The 15346-nt window shown below is 42.7% G+C and carries 17 protein-coding genes; 13 read left to right on the forward strand and 4 right to left on the reverse strand.

Annotation, left to right across the window (positions count from 1 at the left end; translation table 11 throughout):
* The first annotated feature begins 4 nt into the window (after positions 1–4).
* Positions 5–970 carry an NAD(P)H-dependent flavin oxidoreductase gene (locus tag ACN6KS_RS06340; protein WP_094870680.1) on the forward strand — a complete coding sequence of 322 codons (966 nt, stop codon included), beginning with the start codon at positions 5–7 and terminating at the stop codon, positions 968–970.
* A 54-nt stretch (positions 971–1024) separates the two neighbouring features.
* On the opposite strand, the gene ACN6KS_RS06345 is transcribed toward ACN6KS_RS06340, so the two are convergent.
* Positions 1025–1804 (reverse strand): alpha/beta fold hydrolase, encoded by a 780-nt coding sequence (locus ACN6KS_RS06345; protein ID WP_280788763.1) that lies wholly within the window; start codon positions 1802–1804, stop codon positions 1025–1027.
* A 568-nt stretch (positions 1805–2372) separates the two neighbouring features.
* Here ACN6KS_RS06345 and ACN6KS_RS06350 point away from each other — a divergent pair.
* From ACN6KS_RS06350 to ACN6KS_RS06365, 4 genes are all read left to right on the forward strand, one after another.
* Positions 2373–2969: a TetR/AcrR family transcriptional regulator gene (locus tag ACN6KS_RS06350; RefSeq protein WP_341145463.1), complete on the forward strand. Its 597-nt coding sequence runs from the start codon at positions 2373–2375 to the stop codon at positions 2967–2969.
* Positions 2966–3550, forward strand: a complete 585-nt coding sequence (locus ACN6KS_RS06355) for a hypothetical protein (RefSeq protein WP_341145462.1) — start codon at positions 2966–2968, stop codon at positions 3548–3550. The genes ACN6KS_RS06350 and ACN6KS_RS06355 overlap by 4 nt, the downstream gene beginning before the upstream one ends.
* Positions 3551–4045: 495 nt before the next feature.
* Positions 4046–4453 (forward strand): helix-turn-helix transcriptional regulator, encoded by a 408-nt coding sequence (locus ACN6KS_RS06360; RefSeq protein WP_440961609.1) that lies wholly within the window; start codon positions 4046–4048, stop codon positions 4451–4453.
* Positions 4450–5013, forward strand: coding sequence for a hypothetical protein (locus ACN6KS_RS06365; RefSeq protein ID WP_440961610.1), 564 nt, complete (start codon positions 4450–4452; stop codon positions 5011–5013). The genes ACN6KS_RS06360 and ACN6KS_RS06365 overlap by 4 nt, the downstream gene beginning before the upstream one ends.
* 478 nt (positions 5014–5491) lie before the next feature.
* Here the strand turns inward: ACN6KS_RS06365 and ACN6KS_RS06370 are convergent, their stop codons facing one another.
* Complete coding sequence (locus ACN6KS_RS06370; protein ID WP_440961611.1) at positions 5492–6376, reverse strand: helix-turn-helix transcriptional regulator; 885 nt, start codon at positions 6374–6376, stop codon at positions 5492–5494.
* Between the two features lie 207 nt (positions 6377–6583).
* On the opposite strand from ACN6KS_RS06370, the gene ACN6KS_RS06375 reads away from it, so the two are divergent.
* The 5 genes from ACN6KS_RS06375 to ACN6KS_RS06395 all read left to right on the forward strand — a co-directional run bounded on the left by ACN6KS_RS06375 (position 6584) and on the right by ACN6KS_RS06395 (position 11337).
* Positions 6584–8020: an erythromycin esterase family protein gene (locus ACN6KS_RS06375; RefSeq protein WP_440961612.1), complete on the forward strand. Its 1437-nt coding sequence runs from the start codon at positions 6584–6586 to the stop codon at positions 8018–8020.
* A 79-nt stretch (positions 8021–8099) separates the two neighbouring features.
* A complete protein-coding gene (locus ACN6KS_RS06380; RefSeq protein WP_341145646.1) occupies positions 8100–8327 on the forward strand; it encodes a VOC family protein in 228 nt (75 codons plus the stop codon).
* A gap of 427 nt (positions 8328–8754) precedes the next feature.
* Complete coding sequence (locus ACN6KS_RS06385) at positions 8755–9081, forward strand: hypothetical protein (protein WP_440961613.1); 327 nt, start codon at positions 8755–8757, stop codon at positions 9079–9081.
* Between the two features lie 145 nt (positions 9082–9226).
* Positions 9227–10120 carry a PIN domain-containing protein gene (locus tag ACN6KS_RS06390; protein ID WP_440961614.1) on the forward strand — a complete coding sequence of 298 codons (894 nt, stop codon included), beginning with the start codon at positions 9227–9229 and terminating at the stop codon, positions 10118–10120.
* A gap of 719 nt (positions 10121–10839) precedes the next feature.
* On the forward strand, positions 10840–11337 hold the full coding sequence (locus ACN6KS_RS06395; protein WP_440961615.1) for a GNAT family N-acetyltransferase: 498 nt from the start codon (positions 10840–10842) through the stop codon (positions 11335–11337).
* 443 nt (positions 11338–11780) lie between these two features.
* Here the strand turns inward: ACN6KS_RS06395 and ACN6KS_RS06400 are convergent, their stop codons facing one another.
* Complete coding sequence (locus ACN6KS_RS06400) at positions 11781–12875, reverse strand: M24 family metallopeptidase (RefSeq protein ID WP_440961616.1); 1095 nt, start codon at positions 12873–12875, stop codon at positions 11781–11783.
* Positions 12876–13168: 293 nt separating this feature from the next.
* Between ACN6KS_RS06400 and ACN6KS_RS06405 the strand changes: the two genes are divergently transcribed.
* Positions 13169–14053 (forward strand): SDR family oxidoreductase, encoded by an 885-nt coding sequence (locus tag ACN6KS_RS06405; RefSeq protein ID WP_440961617.1) that lies wholly within the window; start codon positions 13169–13171, stop codon positions 14051–14053.
* The gene (locus ACN6KS_RS06410) at positions 14037–14540 is read left to right on the forward strand and encodes a GNAT family N-acetyltransferase (protein ID WP_094876761.1); all 504 of its coding nucleotides are present in this window, start codon (positions 14037–14039) and stop codon (positions 14538–14540) included. The genes ACN6KS_RS06405 and ACN6KS_RS06410 overlap by 17 nt, the downstream gene beginning before the upstream one ends.
* 18 nt (positions 14541–14558) lie before the next feature.
* Here the strand turns inward: ACN6KS_RS06410 and ACN6KS_RS06415 are convergent, their stop codons facing one another.
* Positions 14559–14903, reverse strand: coding sequence for a winged helix-turn-helix transcriptional regulator (locus ACN6KS_RS06415; protein WP_280788798.1), 345 nt, complete (start codon positions 14901–14903; stop codon positions 14559–14561).
* A gap of 91 nt (positions 14904–14994) precedes the next feature.
* On the opposite strand from ACN6KS_RS06415, the gene ACN6KS_RS06420 reads away from it, so the two are divergent.
* Complete coding sequence (locus tag ACN6KS_RS06420) at positions 14995–15255, forward strand: YqkE family protein (protein ID WP_373455824.1); 261 nt, start codon at positions 14995–14997, stop codon at positions 15253–15255.
* The last annotated feature ends 91 nt before the right edge of the window (positions 15256–15346 follow it).

The raw sequence follows: 15346 nt of genomic DNA on the forward strand, positions 1-15346 counted from the left end.
GAATATGAAATGGAATACCCGTATTACGGAGTTATTGCAGATAGAGTATCCTATTATTCAAGGCGGGCTTGCTTATTTAGGTTATGCAGACCTTGCAGCTGCCGTTTCGAATGCCGGTGGATTGGGTCAGGTTACAGCGATGAGTCTTCCGAGCGCAGAGGCTTTACGTTCAGAAATAGAACGGGTTCGTACTTTGACCGACAATCCATTTGGCGTTAATTTTGCCATCGGTGTGCATGGTATCGGTTATGAAGATCGGGTGCAGGTCGCCATCGACGAGAAGGTTCCCGTGGTGAGTCTCACTGGTGGGAATCCGGCCCCTATACTGGAAATGCTACAGCACACTGATATTAAAACGCTCGTGCTCGTCTCTTCACGCAGACAAGCCCAAAAAGCTGAACAATTAGGTGCTTCTGCGGTTATTGTTGTTGGGCAGGAGGGAGGAGGCCACTTGGGGCGTGATGATGTAGGGACTATGGTACTCGTTCCTCAAGTAGTGGATGCGGTTGATATTCCTGTGATTGCTTCAGGCGGGATCGGGGATGGCCGCGGATGGATGGCGGCCCATGCACTGGGGGCTGAGGGAATTGAAATGGGCACACGATTCGTTGCTACGGTTGAATGTGTTCATGCAGCTGCTTCTTATAAAAAAGCCCTAGTAGAAAGCTCAGAGTCAGATACAGTCGTAATCAAACGCTCTATTGGAGCACCCGCGCGAGTGCTGCGTAGTGAGTACATAGATAAGATTCTCGACATTGAGCGTGTGACTCCGACCTATGAAGCCTTAAAAGAATATATTAGCGGTGCAGCCAACAAGCGCTGGATTTATGATGATGTCAAAGAAGAGGGCATTGGCTGGGCAGGCCAAGTGACAGGGATGATCCATGATATCCCTACAGTCTCGGAACTGATGGGCAGGATGGTCAAAGAGGCAGAGTCGATTCGCGGGATGTGGGGAACACAGGCATGAGGATGCTTATCGGACTAAATTTATGGGGAGCGATGGTGCGGCTAATCCGAGGCGTTATGCAAAAGAAGATAATAATTGGTTGAATCTATCACTCTCCTCCAAAAAAGGGCAATGGCCGCTGTATTGGAATGGAACTAATTGCGAATTTTTAATCAGCTTATTTGTTTCCTGAGCTTGGGTAAACGGAACGACTTTATCATGAATTCCATGAATAATTAATGTGGGCACATCGATCTGTCCAAGATCGTTGTAAACATTTTCGTCTCTTAGCGTGACCATAATGGCGGAAGTCGACCAATTCGCAGCTTGTAAACCCATTAGAAAGAACCATTCGGATTTCGCTTCAGAAATGTACTGAAAGAAAAAAATTCCCGTTTGGTCTTGCAGCATTTTCGGACGGTCATTGTTTGTCTCTTCGATGATTTTATTCGTAAATTCTTTTGGAACACTTGATGGAGACGCAGCGTCGATCAGGACGAGTTTTGATACCCCGTACCCTTTATAACGAGCCATATAACGAATTGAGATCGCTCCTCCGGTAGAGTGTCCTGCAAGTGTTATGTTTTTTAGCTGTAACGCTTCGATGACTATACGAAGATCATCTGCTAATCTATCGAAACCGTAACCATCGAATGGTTTATCCGAATTGCCGTATCCTCTCCAGTCTATTCCGATACAACGATATCCGAGCTTCGGAAGGAAATTGAACTGATATTCGAACTGGTTATGGTTTAGCGGCCAGCCATGAATAAAAAGTATCGTTTTATTTCCCTTCGGATTGATGTCCTCTATAAATACTTTTACGCCCGGTTCCACAGTAACGAAGTATCCCAAGTGTTTCACCTCATTTTTTTTAATGTATTTCCCCGTTAAGATATTCGCCCTAGGCAAGGTTAATGCCTAATTTCGGCGTCAAATTGGGTTAAGATAGTACGTAGAGATTTCTGAGGAAAAGCTTGAGTGAAACAATTTCTTCAGATCATTGAGCTCAAGGGATACGTTAGTGGAAAAACGGTTGCTTAGGCAGCCGTTTTTTTATTTGTTCAACTAACGGGCAGGTTAGTTGAAAATGAATCACGCTGAACCGTATCATAAGTAGGGGCAAGTTTTTTGTAGAAAAACTCGCAGGAGCCTGTATTTACATCATGCCAACTATTGACTGAGATTGGATTTGGATCACGTTCAATGTAAAAGGTTGTAAACAGGCATTTGCGAGTTTGTTTGTTCTACGAAACAATAAGATACTAGAACCTCTGTATACTTACCGTAAGAAGCTGCTCTTTCGCTGTATTAGCCGGAATAAGAAAACAAAAATCATATTGACATTTTGCAAAAATGATAATAACGTACGTTATATAACATTTGTTATTTAATATACTTATTGTGTGGGGAGTTGGAAAAAATGCCTCCAAAAGCAGAGGTCACTAAAGAACAGGTTTCCAATGCGGCGTTTGAGTTGACCAGACAAGAGGGATTCGAGATACTGACAGCCAGAAATATCGCTCTAAAACTGAAATGCTCAACTCAACCGGTATACCGATTGTACAGGAGCATGGAAGAGGTCAAAGAGAATGTTTTCAGACGTGCTGTCGATTACGCTTTAGTAGAGATCAAAAGCTACAACAATGAAAAAAATGAGCCTGCTATGAACTTGGCGGTTGGTTGTTTGCTTTTTGCTCAATCCGAGAAGCAGCTTTTTCGTTTATTGTTTTTGTCCGATTGCAGCATTGACTACAACAGGAGTAATAATGACATCATTACGGAGGAGATCTATAGTGCGTTCTTACAGCTCGACCCACAGTTATGTACCATGAACACAACCAAGGCTCGGGAACTGTTTAAGAAGCTTTCGGCGTATTGGCTAGGAATAGCGGTCATGATCCATATGAATTCGCACGAACTGACCATTGACGAGGCGATAGTCATGCTGGAGGAAATGTATCATGTACTGAAGCGTAGTGCAATGCTGGGAGTAGTCATTAAGGAGGAACAATCATGATTACATATCTGACGCATTATTACAGACTAGGTGACCCGCCGTTCCGTAGCCTATCCGCATTATGCGATGCAGAAGCGATTGCCGTTATGGAGTCTCTGTATGAGGATAACCCATTAGCTGATAGATTCAAGGAGCCGGCTCAATATATGAATAACAGAAGACAGGTTGAACATTGGGTGAAGAATGAATTTATAGCAAAGGGAGGAGAACCCAAGGAAAACTATCCACTCTATGCAGTACTCGGCTACTCTCATTGGATGGAAGAACACTTGTCCTCCCTTGAATTAAGCAGCCTGCGTGTTCCGCTTACCATTTTTTCGCACGGAGATATTAGCTTCACTTATCCGGATAGTATGGTTACCTACTGGCTTGGAATGGACAAGGAATCTGCTCATTATCAATCCCAGTATCACGGTAAAATCTTTACCCTCTCTGACTTGGATAGGTTGGAGCATATTTACGGTGCGCCGGAAGATAAGGGGAGAACTGCGCTTTGGGAAGGCATGGGCCCCTATATTGAATATATTGAAGCTCAAATCTGGAACCAACAGCCACTGTCTGATTACTTGAAGACAATCTAACCTGAGTTGGGGAACTTGAAGTAGTTAGTTAGTTTGGTTTCTATAGAAAATGGATACTTCTTCTCCTGTTCGAGCTGTTAGAAGGGAATCGTCACTCGTACTTTTTATCCAAACGTACCTCTCATGTCGAATATGAACTTACAGAGAGCGATCAGGGAGCAGAAAAGGTATTGTGATTTTAGGATGGCCCTAAAACTTGCCGCTTCAACCATCGCGGAGAACCGTACCATAAGTAACGGCAAGTTTTCAATGAAAAGCTCGCAGAGATTTCAAAAGCTTATTATTGGCATGGGTGCGAAATTTTATAGGACATACTCAGCGATTAAGTCGCCGCAACGGTGTCTCCGCACTTTTTCGGATGATAAAATATGCGCAGCCTAGTTGCAAATTGATATGATACAGACTAAATAGTGGTTTCCGCAAGTAGAATCAAGCAATGCAATTTCCATTACTCTACAATGACTATAGAGTGGTTGAAACGAGGTGAACAGACGAATGTACGAGTGGCACAAGCAAATCCAAATAATCGTTGATGAAATTGACGAGTGTATTAAAAATCGTAACGGTGAAGCAATAACGCTACGATCTCTTTCTCACAAGTTAGGTTATTCCGAATTTCATACTACGAGAAAATTCAAGGAAATATCGGGTATGCAATTTAGGGATTATCTGCGGCATAGAAAATTAGCCTTTGCACTAAAAGAGGTTCGGGATAGTGAAAAAAGCATTTTGGATATTGCTTTTGATTATGGTTTTTCATCACATGAAGCTTTTACCAGAGCTTTCAAGGGAACATATGGTGTAACTCCAAGCGAATACCGAAAAAAGCCTAAGCCTGTCGTTCTTCGTACAAAAATAAACCCTTTCGACCGCTACTTTAGGGATTGGGAGAGATTGGTATGATGAAATCTACAGACAATGTTCAAATCTATTTTGTAACCATCCCCGCTCACAAATTTCTGCACATTAAAAACTATGAGAGTAATGGGTATTGGGATTTTTGGCAAAAGCAAAGTCTTATTCCGGGACAGGACTGCGAAACCATTTGCGGCTTACTCGATAGTATCAAGGGCAAACTGGATGACGATGGCGGGAGCGAACCTAACGGCGGCAGCGGTCAGATTATGGCGTACATTAATGACCCTTACGGCAGACTCTGCGATTGGGGGATTCCGCGTACAGAGTGTCATGGTGTACGACTTCCTTTTGATTATAAAGGCGAAGTGCCACCACAAATGCTTATGATTGATGTTCCCGAAGCCGAATATATTGTTTTTGAACATGGGCCATTCGATTATGAGCAGGAAAATCGTAGTGTGGAGGAAAAGATTGAAGAGGCAATGGCAACTTTTGATTTTGCAGGTACTGGTTACTGCTTTGATACTTCCCCCGGTCGAATAATTTACTTTTATTTTAATCCGGAGCGGTTTTGGAAGTATATCAGACCAGTGCGGAAGTCATAATCAATAAAAAGCACCTGCCCAATGCGGTAGGTGCTTTACTACATAGGATAACGTCCTGACACCGCTCCTTCACAGATAAAAATGTGTGCTCGGTTGATATAAGGGTGGCTCTAAAATTCACCGCTTAAACCAAAGCGGTGAATCGTAAGTAGGGGTAAGTTTTTTACTGACTGCATTACGCTAACCGGAAACTATAGTTTAATAGCATAAATTGTTGAGCAGGCCGAAGCCTGCTTATTTTATTGAACGGTTAAGCTGCTTGCTTAAGGGGCATACCTTTGTGTGGGATGTAAGCTTTTTTGTCTTGTGCAAGCTAACTACTCTTTTACTGTCGGTTATTAATTAAAAATATCTTTTACCAAACTCACGAATATATTTCCTATCAAAAACTTTGAAGCCATTACGATCGTAACGATTACAAGACCGATGACATTGCCAAGGTTTTGTTTTTTATCATCATTCATTCTGCAACACCTCTCTATTCCTCAAACGATAAATTCATAGGCTCGTCTAGAAGTTCACACATAAAATCGATATTCGTCGTAGGCACCTTGGTATCCACTTCCTCGAATTGAAGCCCATCTATCCAGACCTGTCCACTCCCGGACAACAGCACACCAAAAGCAATTGCGGCACTATTATCCGGCACATCCAGCACGATGCTGTAATGGTTCCACTCCGTATCTCCAATAATGGGGCGGTCACTCATGTTATCGAATTGCAGTACATCATGAAGAGCATCATCGACTCGCATCCAGAACCCACAAAACCCTCTCACTGCTTTTGTTTTGATAAACCCTGAGAGCTTTAGTCTTTTGCCCATATATTTGTCCGCTTTGAATTGCTGCATCATCGTTGCAAATTCGCCTTCCGTCGGTACCACTGTAACCGACTTTAAATATCCGGACGCTCTCCCTTGATGGAAGGTTCTCCGGTCAATCCCCATCTGATAGTTGAAGGGGTGACTCCCGCTTAATTGCCATCCTTTTAATAATTGTTCATTTTTCATTTTCATTTCCTCCCTTTGCATCGTTAATTTGCCCATGATTTTGCGATACTGCCCTGGCGGTAATTGATAGTATTTCTTAAAAGAACGGGTGAACGATTCTTGGCTCTCAAAGTGATAATAAATGGCAATATCTATAATTCTTTCATCTGTGAACAGTAACATGTTGGACGAATTTGCAATTCTCCGAAATCGGATATATTCAGATACGCTCACGCCAACCTCTTGCTGAAAAATCCGATGGTAATGATACTTTGAAAACCCTGCAAACTTAGCCATACTCTCTAGTGACAATTCTTCGGGCAAATGCGTCTCTATATAGGCAATCGACTCTTGGATGATCGGACTGTAGCTCATGTTATAACCTCCTTAAGAATAAAATATCAGAAGCAACCGCTGCATATTTGATATATATTGCTTTGTTTCTCGGGTATATAAAGGATAACTCCATCCATATTATTGTGTTCACATAAAGATAGCAATAATGATCAAAAAGGTGTGGTGCAATGAATTTTATACTTGAAGTAGAACGTAAAATTATTTTTCGGTAAGGAGTTAGATGCAATGAAATGGAAGGCGAATACCCTTAGTCTGCGTAGCTTGTTGTGCATGCCGCTCACTTTGATCATGCTTAGTACCTCGATAACATCAGCGGTTATCCCGGTCAAGACTGCATATGGGGAAGCAGCGGTGAATGAACAGCAAGTCAGAACAGCAAGATCGTATCAGGCTACTTTATCCGATTGGAAGCGTTGGGCCGCGGATCATGCTTATGCCTTACAGACGATCCAACCGGAATCATGGTCTTCGAACGGAGGATCCATTGGGCAGGACAAATTTAGCGACCTTGATATACTGATCCCGTTGCTCGCTGATAAGCGAATCGTATATTTGGGAGAAAATTCACATGGTGTGGCCGAATTTAATCTAGTCAAAACGCGCCTCATTCAATACATGCACCAAACGCTAGGGTTTAACATTGTTGCATTTGAGAGTGGTTTGGGCGATGCAGCCCTTGGTCAAGGACGGATAAAAAAGACGGCGACTCCCGATACGATGAGGCGTTCCATATTTGGCGTATGGTGGACGGAAGAGACGAAGCCGCTATTCGAATACATGAAGGAGACACATAAGAGCGAATCGCCTTTGCGACTGACGGGCTTCGATATTCAGGTGCAATCCCCGCTTTTTCAGAATGCGAACTGGATTCCAAGTATTAAGCTGAAGGACAGAGCGCTGCAAGCGGAACAAGAGGTTCATAAGTGGAGAATGAGCAAGGATCAAAGCGGATTCCGTAAGGCCAAGCCTGAGCTGATTAAGGTGTATGAAGAGCTATTGCAGGCCGTGACTAAGAATGAAAATGCGTTGAAGATGGACTATCCCGATGAGCCGCATATCGTCAAGTTAATGAAGCGAGCGCTAGAGGATCGAATCCGGGTCATTCAGGAATTTAATGAGCTGTGCATCCAATCCAATCTATTAACAGAACAAGGGGATTATAGCGGCGCTCAGTCCATGATGGAATGGCGCGATCGGGCGATGGCCAGCAACCTTGCATGGTTGGTGACAGAAGTTTATCCGGAAGAGAATATCATCGTATGGGGCCATAATGGCCATATCAGCAAAGCACAGTCTCTGATTTCCACCATGCCGAAGAGTATGGGAGAGCTTATGCCAAAGGAACTGCAACAGGAAAGCTACGTCATGGGTCTATTTATGGGCGAAGGACAAGCAGCCGAGAATACGAGGGAACCGATTCAGTTGAATCCGATTATTCCGGGGTCTATGGAAGATATTTTGGCGGCTGTAGGACAGCCATATACATTCATGGATTTACGCTATCGGGAAAATGAACGGGGAAATTCTTGGATGTTCGAACGGATGATAGCCTCTTATCAGGTGCAAATGCCGATGCCGATAGAGCTAAGACGGCATTTCGACGGCGTCCTTCTCATCAAACAAGCGAAGATGCCGACATATTTGCCGGACACACATAAGTGAGAAGGAAACCGTTTTTAAAAAAGTTATTCTTCTTAGATTTCAGGCTCAGCTTCGTATCCCTTCGGGACAAGCCATTTTTTTGATTAAGACTCCTGAGCAGACAAATCTAAACTACATTGAAATAGGTGGAACGGAACAATGTGCACTTACCTTGGAAGTCAATGATTTTCACGGACTCTACAGCCAAATGAAGAACAACGGAGCTAAGGTATCGGAGATTGAAGATAATGGGGGCTGTGGTCTTAATTTTTATGCCCAGGACCCAGATGGAAATAAACTCGATATTCGGGGTGGCTGGCCCAAGTAATTTCTCATTCAGCTAACGGAACCGAGGGAGTCCAATCGAGTAGGAGGGGGCGGCGAGCCCCCGGCCTCTCACACCACCGTACGTACCGTTCGGTATACGGCGGTTCATAAAATATTACGTAAGGAGTTGTATCTGTCCAATACGTCTTTAATTCATTTGATTCCCAATATTGGTTATTCAATGCACGTTGCAGAATTGGACTCCCTGCAATTCGCCAATACCCTTTCCGAGTATTTCCCCACTCATAAGGTGGCAGGTCACTGGAACAAATAACAAATAATATAAAAGGTTCAGCATTTTGTTACGCTAACGGAGAACATTAGTTCAATGAAACAGCGACAGTCAAGGGCTTTATTTTCTCGTCCTTTGCTGTCGCTTTTTCAATTTCTAGGGTAAGTCTAAAACTTGTTTTATGGAGTCTGACGTTATGGCAATTCAAAATACAGCGGGGAATAAGAACATCCAGTCTAATACTTTATTTTTTGCTGACAGGAGAAACGCGCAGCGGCAAATCCTGGACCCTTTTAAGCGCCCTGATAAGCTTTGCAGCGAGCGGCAAGTGTCATCGGCCGCGTCTTCCGGGTCTCTTCAGGTCTTGCCCTCCCACGCTACCGGGTACCCACGGTTGCGCAGCAAAAAAAGCCCAATGGAACGGCAGGTGTTTTTCCTGCTGGTCGCTTGGGCTTTTAGTGGGTGGTGGCGTTTCGTGGCCAAACTTCTATTGTACTGGCCATCAAGATACAAGGCTGTTTAATACGAGCAGCGCCGGCATCGTGCCTACTCCTGCAGATTCTCATAGAGGATCGATTGTGAAAAAACCGTTATACCATTCAATCTATGTGATATTATGGAAATCAGCATAGCATGAGAATCGTGTGAAAGAGGAGTCGAGGAAAGTGGTGTATTGGGGCAGTGATAACATACCTATGCCTAGAGTTGTTATTGATACATGTATATGGATAGATTTAGCTAAAGGCAAATATGAAGAGCGCATGCTTACTATTCTAGAAAAACTTGTGACGGAACGTCACATTAAACTAGTTTTACCCGCTCAAATATTACACGAATGGAATAGAATCAAAGATGAACGCATTCTAGTTGCAACAGCTAACCATTTAAATGTAGCTAAAAATGCAATAAATGAGGCTTTGAAAATCGCAAAATCTTCAAATCATAACGAAATAAGTGCTCAACTAGAATTGAGCATAACTCTGCTTAAAGATTTAGAGCCTGCAGTACATCAAAAATATACAGGTTTATCTCAACGCATTGATAACTTATTTAACGATGGAAGAACCCTACATATAAACTTAAGTGAAGAAAAGAAGTTATCGTTAATTGACGATTTGCTTATAAATAAAGAGCCTTTTTTTAAAAAAGACAAAAAGAAAAGCATGGGGGATGCGATTATCTTTTTCAGTATTCTTGAATACATGAAAGGTTCATATAATGATGAATTATATTTTATAAGTAGCAATACTGAAGATTTTGGAAAAGAAAAGTTAGATACCAATCTCCAGGAATTAGTGGACGGAAAATTCAAATATTATAGATCTTTGCCTGCAGCAATTGAAAGTCTGGAGGAGTGGAGCGAGGAAGTAAAGGATTATCTGAAGTATGAAGAGGAAGAAGAAATGCTGCGTCGAGAAAGTGATTGGCGTAATGCTATAGTAACTATTAGCGAATGTGACCAATGCGGCGCAGAAAAAGTCAAAGGAAGAATTGGATATGTTTCTGGGGATATTGATGTGTTGGCATTCTGCTTAAATTGTCACCCCCACCCTATTAATTAAATGGTAACCATATTCAGCTGCAGAAACTTTCTACTCCGCATTTTTCTGATAGTAATCGCCTTCTGGTACTTTGTTTCCGCGGTCTAATCCTTCCGGATGCGGGTAGAAATTTTGAACTAATAATTAAAAAGACATAGGGGCCGGCTACCCTTAGCCAGTCCCTATGTTCTTTAGCCAGTGCTTAATCACATATTACCTTTGGTATGCACTTATAATTGCTTGGTTATCAGAAAGCCTGATTTTTTGAATCTCCCCGGTAGTACTATTCAATTCGATATTGTAAACAAAAACATGCTCTTCTGGCGGATCTGGAATTGTTTGTAGTACATCATCGAGCGCAGAATCATAAATGTAATTGATATTTGAGCCTGTAACTGCCAACTCCGTAGTCTGTTTAAAGTGACCCTTTGCTTCTTCGGCCTATATACCGGTACTTAAACCACGATAAGCTTGGTAAACACCTTTGGACTCTAAAGATAAAATGATCGAAGCTGCAGATCCATCTCTATATAAGATTGCTACTCCAGAGAAATACGTTCAAAACACGGTGAAGGCATTATTGTCAAAATAAAATAAAGTTTTATACTGGAAAATAAAGTAACGGAAAACAAAGTAGTAGACTGACGGTGTTTGATTAAGCTAACGGGCAGGCTACTTAAAGGATAAAAAACTAAATTTATTGCATTTTTATTCAATAACAAGTCAAGGGGGATGGAACGTTGGAAAGCGAAAAAACACTTTGGACTAACAATGATGGATTTACTATCAGTAGCAATAAGAGTTTTTTGGATATAGAAGTTATATATAGTTTTCTTAGTAAGGATTCTTATTGGGTTAAGGGTATTGCTAAAGAATTAGTAGTAGTATCAATTGAAAATTCTACTCTTTGCTATGGAGTCTATGAAGGAAATCCTTATGATGGTCCTGCAAAACAGGTTGGGTTTGCACGGGTTGTATCTGACCTTGTAAGATTCTCTTGGCTAGGCGATGTTTTTATACTTCCTGAATATAGAGGTCGAGGACTTAGCAAACGGTTAATGAGTATCATTACAGAGCAACCTAAATTAAAGGGAACGAGTTTTCAACTTGGTACAAAAGATGCACATTCTCTTTATGCCCAATATGGATTTAAGCCAATAGGACAAATTGAAAACAGAATGAATAGACTTCTTGATTGGAAGGTTGTATATGAAGCTTATAAAATAAATAACGAATAAGCTACTTTTTGTTCAACTAACGAGACACGATAGCTCAATAACGACATAAAGGCAGCCGGTCAATGATCGGCTGCCTTTATTCAACTTTCGGGCAGTTTAAATTAGCAACCTATACTCAGGAATATATGCGCTAATATTGATATAGTAATAACCAAAAAACGGAGGTAAAGTCACGAGTGAGATTGCTAAAACATAAAAGGTATTACTGTATCTGATTGGTATCTCCCTTATAAACCAAGAGTTTGTAAGGTTGAAAGGGATTATGGATTTGAAAGGGTTTGAACAAGTCGAGTATGGTGCGGGAAAAAGAGAAAGCCCATCACAGGAAGTTGAAAGTGATTCTTTCCAACTTATTAGGGATGGGCTATCTTTGATTTTAATATTTTTTGATTATTCTTGATATCAATATTGGGCACACATGAACTACGTCTATATTTTCTTTTCTACAAATGAAGAATAGTCAGTTCCTTAGGGAAGCTTGTTAAGGTCTCTGCACCTTCAGCTGTAATAATTAGATCATCTTCGATACGCACACCTGCTAGTCCAGGCACATAAATCCCTGGCTCAACGGTGAACACATTGCCGATCTCGATAATGTCATCGTTCTGTCCATGGAGTGATGGGTATTCATGTACATCCATACCCAGTCCGTGTCCGACGCGGTGCAAGAAATATTCTCCGAATCCGGCTTCTTCAATCACGTCACGTGCAGCTTTGTCGACAGAACCGAAAGGAGCTCCAGGATTGGAAGCGGCGATCCCAGCTTCGTTAGCAGCGAGCACGGTGTTGTAGATCGTGACAAGCTTGTCATCCACGGATTCAATAGCAAAGGTACGTGTAATATCGGAAGCATAACCATCAGCATATACCCCGATATCAAACATCAGGAAGTCACCTGGCTGAATGACCCGGTTACCTGGGACACCGTGAGGCAGGGCAGTTTTCGGACCAGAAAGCACCATAGTGTCGAAGGAAGGGCCGGAAGCGCCAACCTTTTTCATTAGATATTCTAACTCAGCTACTAAATCGTTTTCAGTAACGCCTGTTTTTACATGGGTAAGTACGCGGCGCAAGGCTTCCTCAACTAGCTCAGCGGCATGCTTCATGCGCTTAACTTCATCCGGGGTCTTTTTGGAACGCATGCTGCGTAGCAAAGGACCAATATCACTGAATCTTTCCGCTGGAACGGCAGCGGTTAGATGTTCAAAACGGGCTACTGAGAAATGTTCCTTCTCTATGCCAAGAGTACCTATCTTGCTGCTGCCGAAACAATCTTTAAGCAGGTTATAAGGATTATCAGTGTCACTGTGGGTTAGGAGTTTGGTGACTGAAGAAGCGGCTTGAGCTGCTTCCGCATCCAGTGCGGGTAGAATCAGCATAGGCTCCTCTCCACGTATCAACAGCAGACCCAGGAAGCGTTCATGCGGATCGCTGGCGAATCCGGTTAAGTAATAGACATGTTTGGGATCTGTTACGAGGAGGGCATCAAGTCCTTCACTCGCCATTTGCTGCTCTAGGCTTGTCAGAGCATTATTCATAGTTGGTATTCCCCTTTCAACTTCACGATTAGAACCGCAATATTCTTATTATAGATCAAAAATAGACTAGACGCACATGACGAACTACACCTATCGTTGGCTAATCATGACAGCCCTATTCGAGAACTTAACCTTATGCAATAACGCATATTTGTTCGTCTATACCATTAATCGTGAGATGTAGCTTTTCTTGAGCCTACTAGTTGGTGTAACATAATCTTTAAATATACTTCTCGTAAGGTTAGGTGGAAGCTTATTGGGGTACGGTTGTTGAGAGAGGAGTGATTCTTGGGATGAAAGGTACAATTGCACTTGTAACTGGAGCAAATTCCGGCATGGGGCTAGCGACGACAGTTGAACTGGCTCGCAAGGGAGCCAAGGTAATAATGGTTTGCCGCAATCGCCAGCGGGGAGAAGAAGCGCTTACTGCCGCCAAGCAAAAGAGCCACTCCGAGGATATCGAGCTGATGTTGTGTGATCTGGCCTCGCTGGAGAGCATTCGCAGTTTTGCGGAGGAATTTACCCGGAAATATCCGATTCTAGATATACTCATCAATAACGCTGGGGTAGTCACGATTAAGCGTCAGCTTACGAAGAACGGCTTTGAGATGGATCTTGGTGTGAACCATTTGGGTCATTTTTTGCTAACGAATCTGTTACTGGAGACTTTATTAGCAGCAGAGCAAGGCCGTATCGTTGTGGTTGCTTCCGGTGCTTACAAAATAGGTGCACTTCACTATGAAGATCCAACCCTCACACGCCGTTTCAATCCCGCAAAAGCTTATGCTCGATCCAAGTTAGCCAATATACTGTTCACGAAAGAGTTGGCAGCACGCCTGCAAGGGACAAGAGTAACAGTGAATTGCGTGCATCCAGGAGCAGTGGGCACAAATATAGGTGTTAACCGGGAGACAGGCTTCGGCAAGTCGATCCTTAAACTGCTGTCATACTTCTTTTTAACTCCTGAACAAGGAGCCGATACTGCGATCTATTTGGCTACAGAACCGGATTTGCAAGAGGTAACCGGTCAATATTATTATCGACGAAAGAATCAGGAGCTGACTCCCAGAGCACAGAATAAACAAGAGGCGCAGCGGCTGTGGCGATGGAGCCAGGAGCAGGTAGGCCTGAGTGAATTAACACATTTGGAGGAATCAAGGGATGAATTGGGAGAATAGCAGGATTGAAGACGCAAAACCTACAGACTTAGCAGCTATTGTGGAGATTTATAACTCAACGATTGCTGGACGGATGGTAACTGCGGATCTGGAACCTATTACTGCTGCAGACAGAGAAAAATGGTTCAATGAACATAACAGCCATCATCGTCCTTTATGGGTACTTAGGCAGGGAGATGAGATTGCGGCATGGTTCAGCTTTCAATCCTTCTATGGTCGTCCAGCGTATAATGCAACAGCAGAAATTAGTGTATACGTGAGTGAAAAGTTCCGTGGTGGTGGAGCCGGTAGAATTCTTTTGAAAGAGGCCATTGAGAAAGCACCTAGTCTCGGCATTAAGAATCTAGTTGGTTTTGTGTTCGGACATAATGATCCGAGCCTTGGTTTGCTAGAAAAATTCGGTTTTAAGCAGTGGGGATTACTACCCGGTGTAGCAGAGTTGGATGGTATAGAACGTGATTTAGTGATTGTTGGACTTAAAATCTAATAACCGCAATTGAAACGCTTACATTTTAAGTGTTGAGCTTGCGCTATTGGTGTCACAATCAATCCATATTTTTGACCAACGCTGCAAATCTCGGATAACGGTCTCCAGGGCAAGTCCTTTATCCGTTAAGGAATATTGGATCCGCACAGGTGTCTCAGGGAATACTTCTCGAAGGACAATCCCTTCCAGTTCCAGCTCTTTAAGGCGTTCGGAGAGCAGTCTTCCGCTGATGGGTAAGGCTGCTTCAATCACATTGAAACGTTGCGGTCCTTGCAGGAGCTGGTAGATAATTAAACCTGTCCAACGCCTGCCGATAATATCCATACTTTTTTGTAGCTGGGGACATAAATCAGTGGACTTCATATGGCTCACCTCTTAGTGAACATTATAAACGAAAAGACCATTAATTTAAACAAATTCCAATTTAATTCATTACTAGAAAGGGTGATTGACAGTGGCTAAAAAAAAGAAAATGCCTACCACTCCGCGTCCTGCTGCGACCGATGGTCCAGCTACGCTAAAAGACCTGCTGAGCAGTGATGTTCTTGGAAAGCTGAAGGCGCAATCTGATGCGCTGAAAGCGGAAGAGAATGACCGCAAGGAAGCTGCTCGTAAAGTGGTGGAAGATCAGCGGAAAGCTGAGCAAAAGCGGCTTGAAAATGATTTTGCACATCTGTTGGAGAACAGTAATCAGGATTGGCATAAATATAAATAACTGATATAGCTGGCGAAAAAAAGATCATGAGATAAAGAGATGCCTATTAGGGTGTCTCTTTTTTAATGTTATTTATTAAATTCAATTGTTT

The sequence above is a fragment of the Paenibacillus nitricinens genome (assembly GCF_052056485.1).
Classification (GTDB): domain Bacteria; phylum Bacillota; class Bacilli; order Paenibacillales; family Paenibacillaceae; genus Paenibacillus_AQ; species Paenibacillus_AQ nitricinens.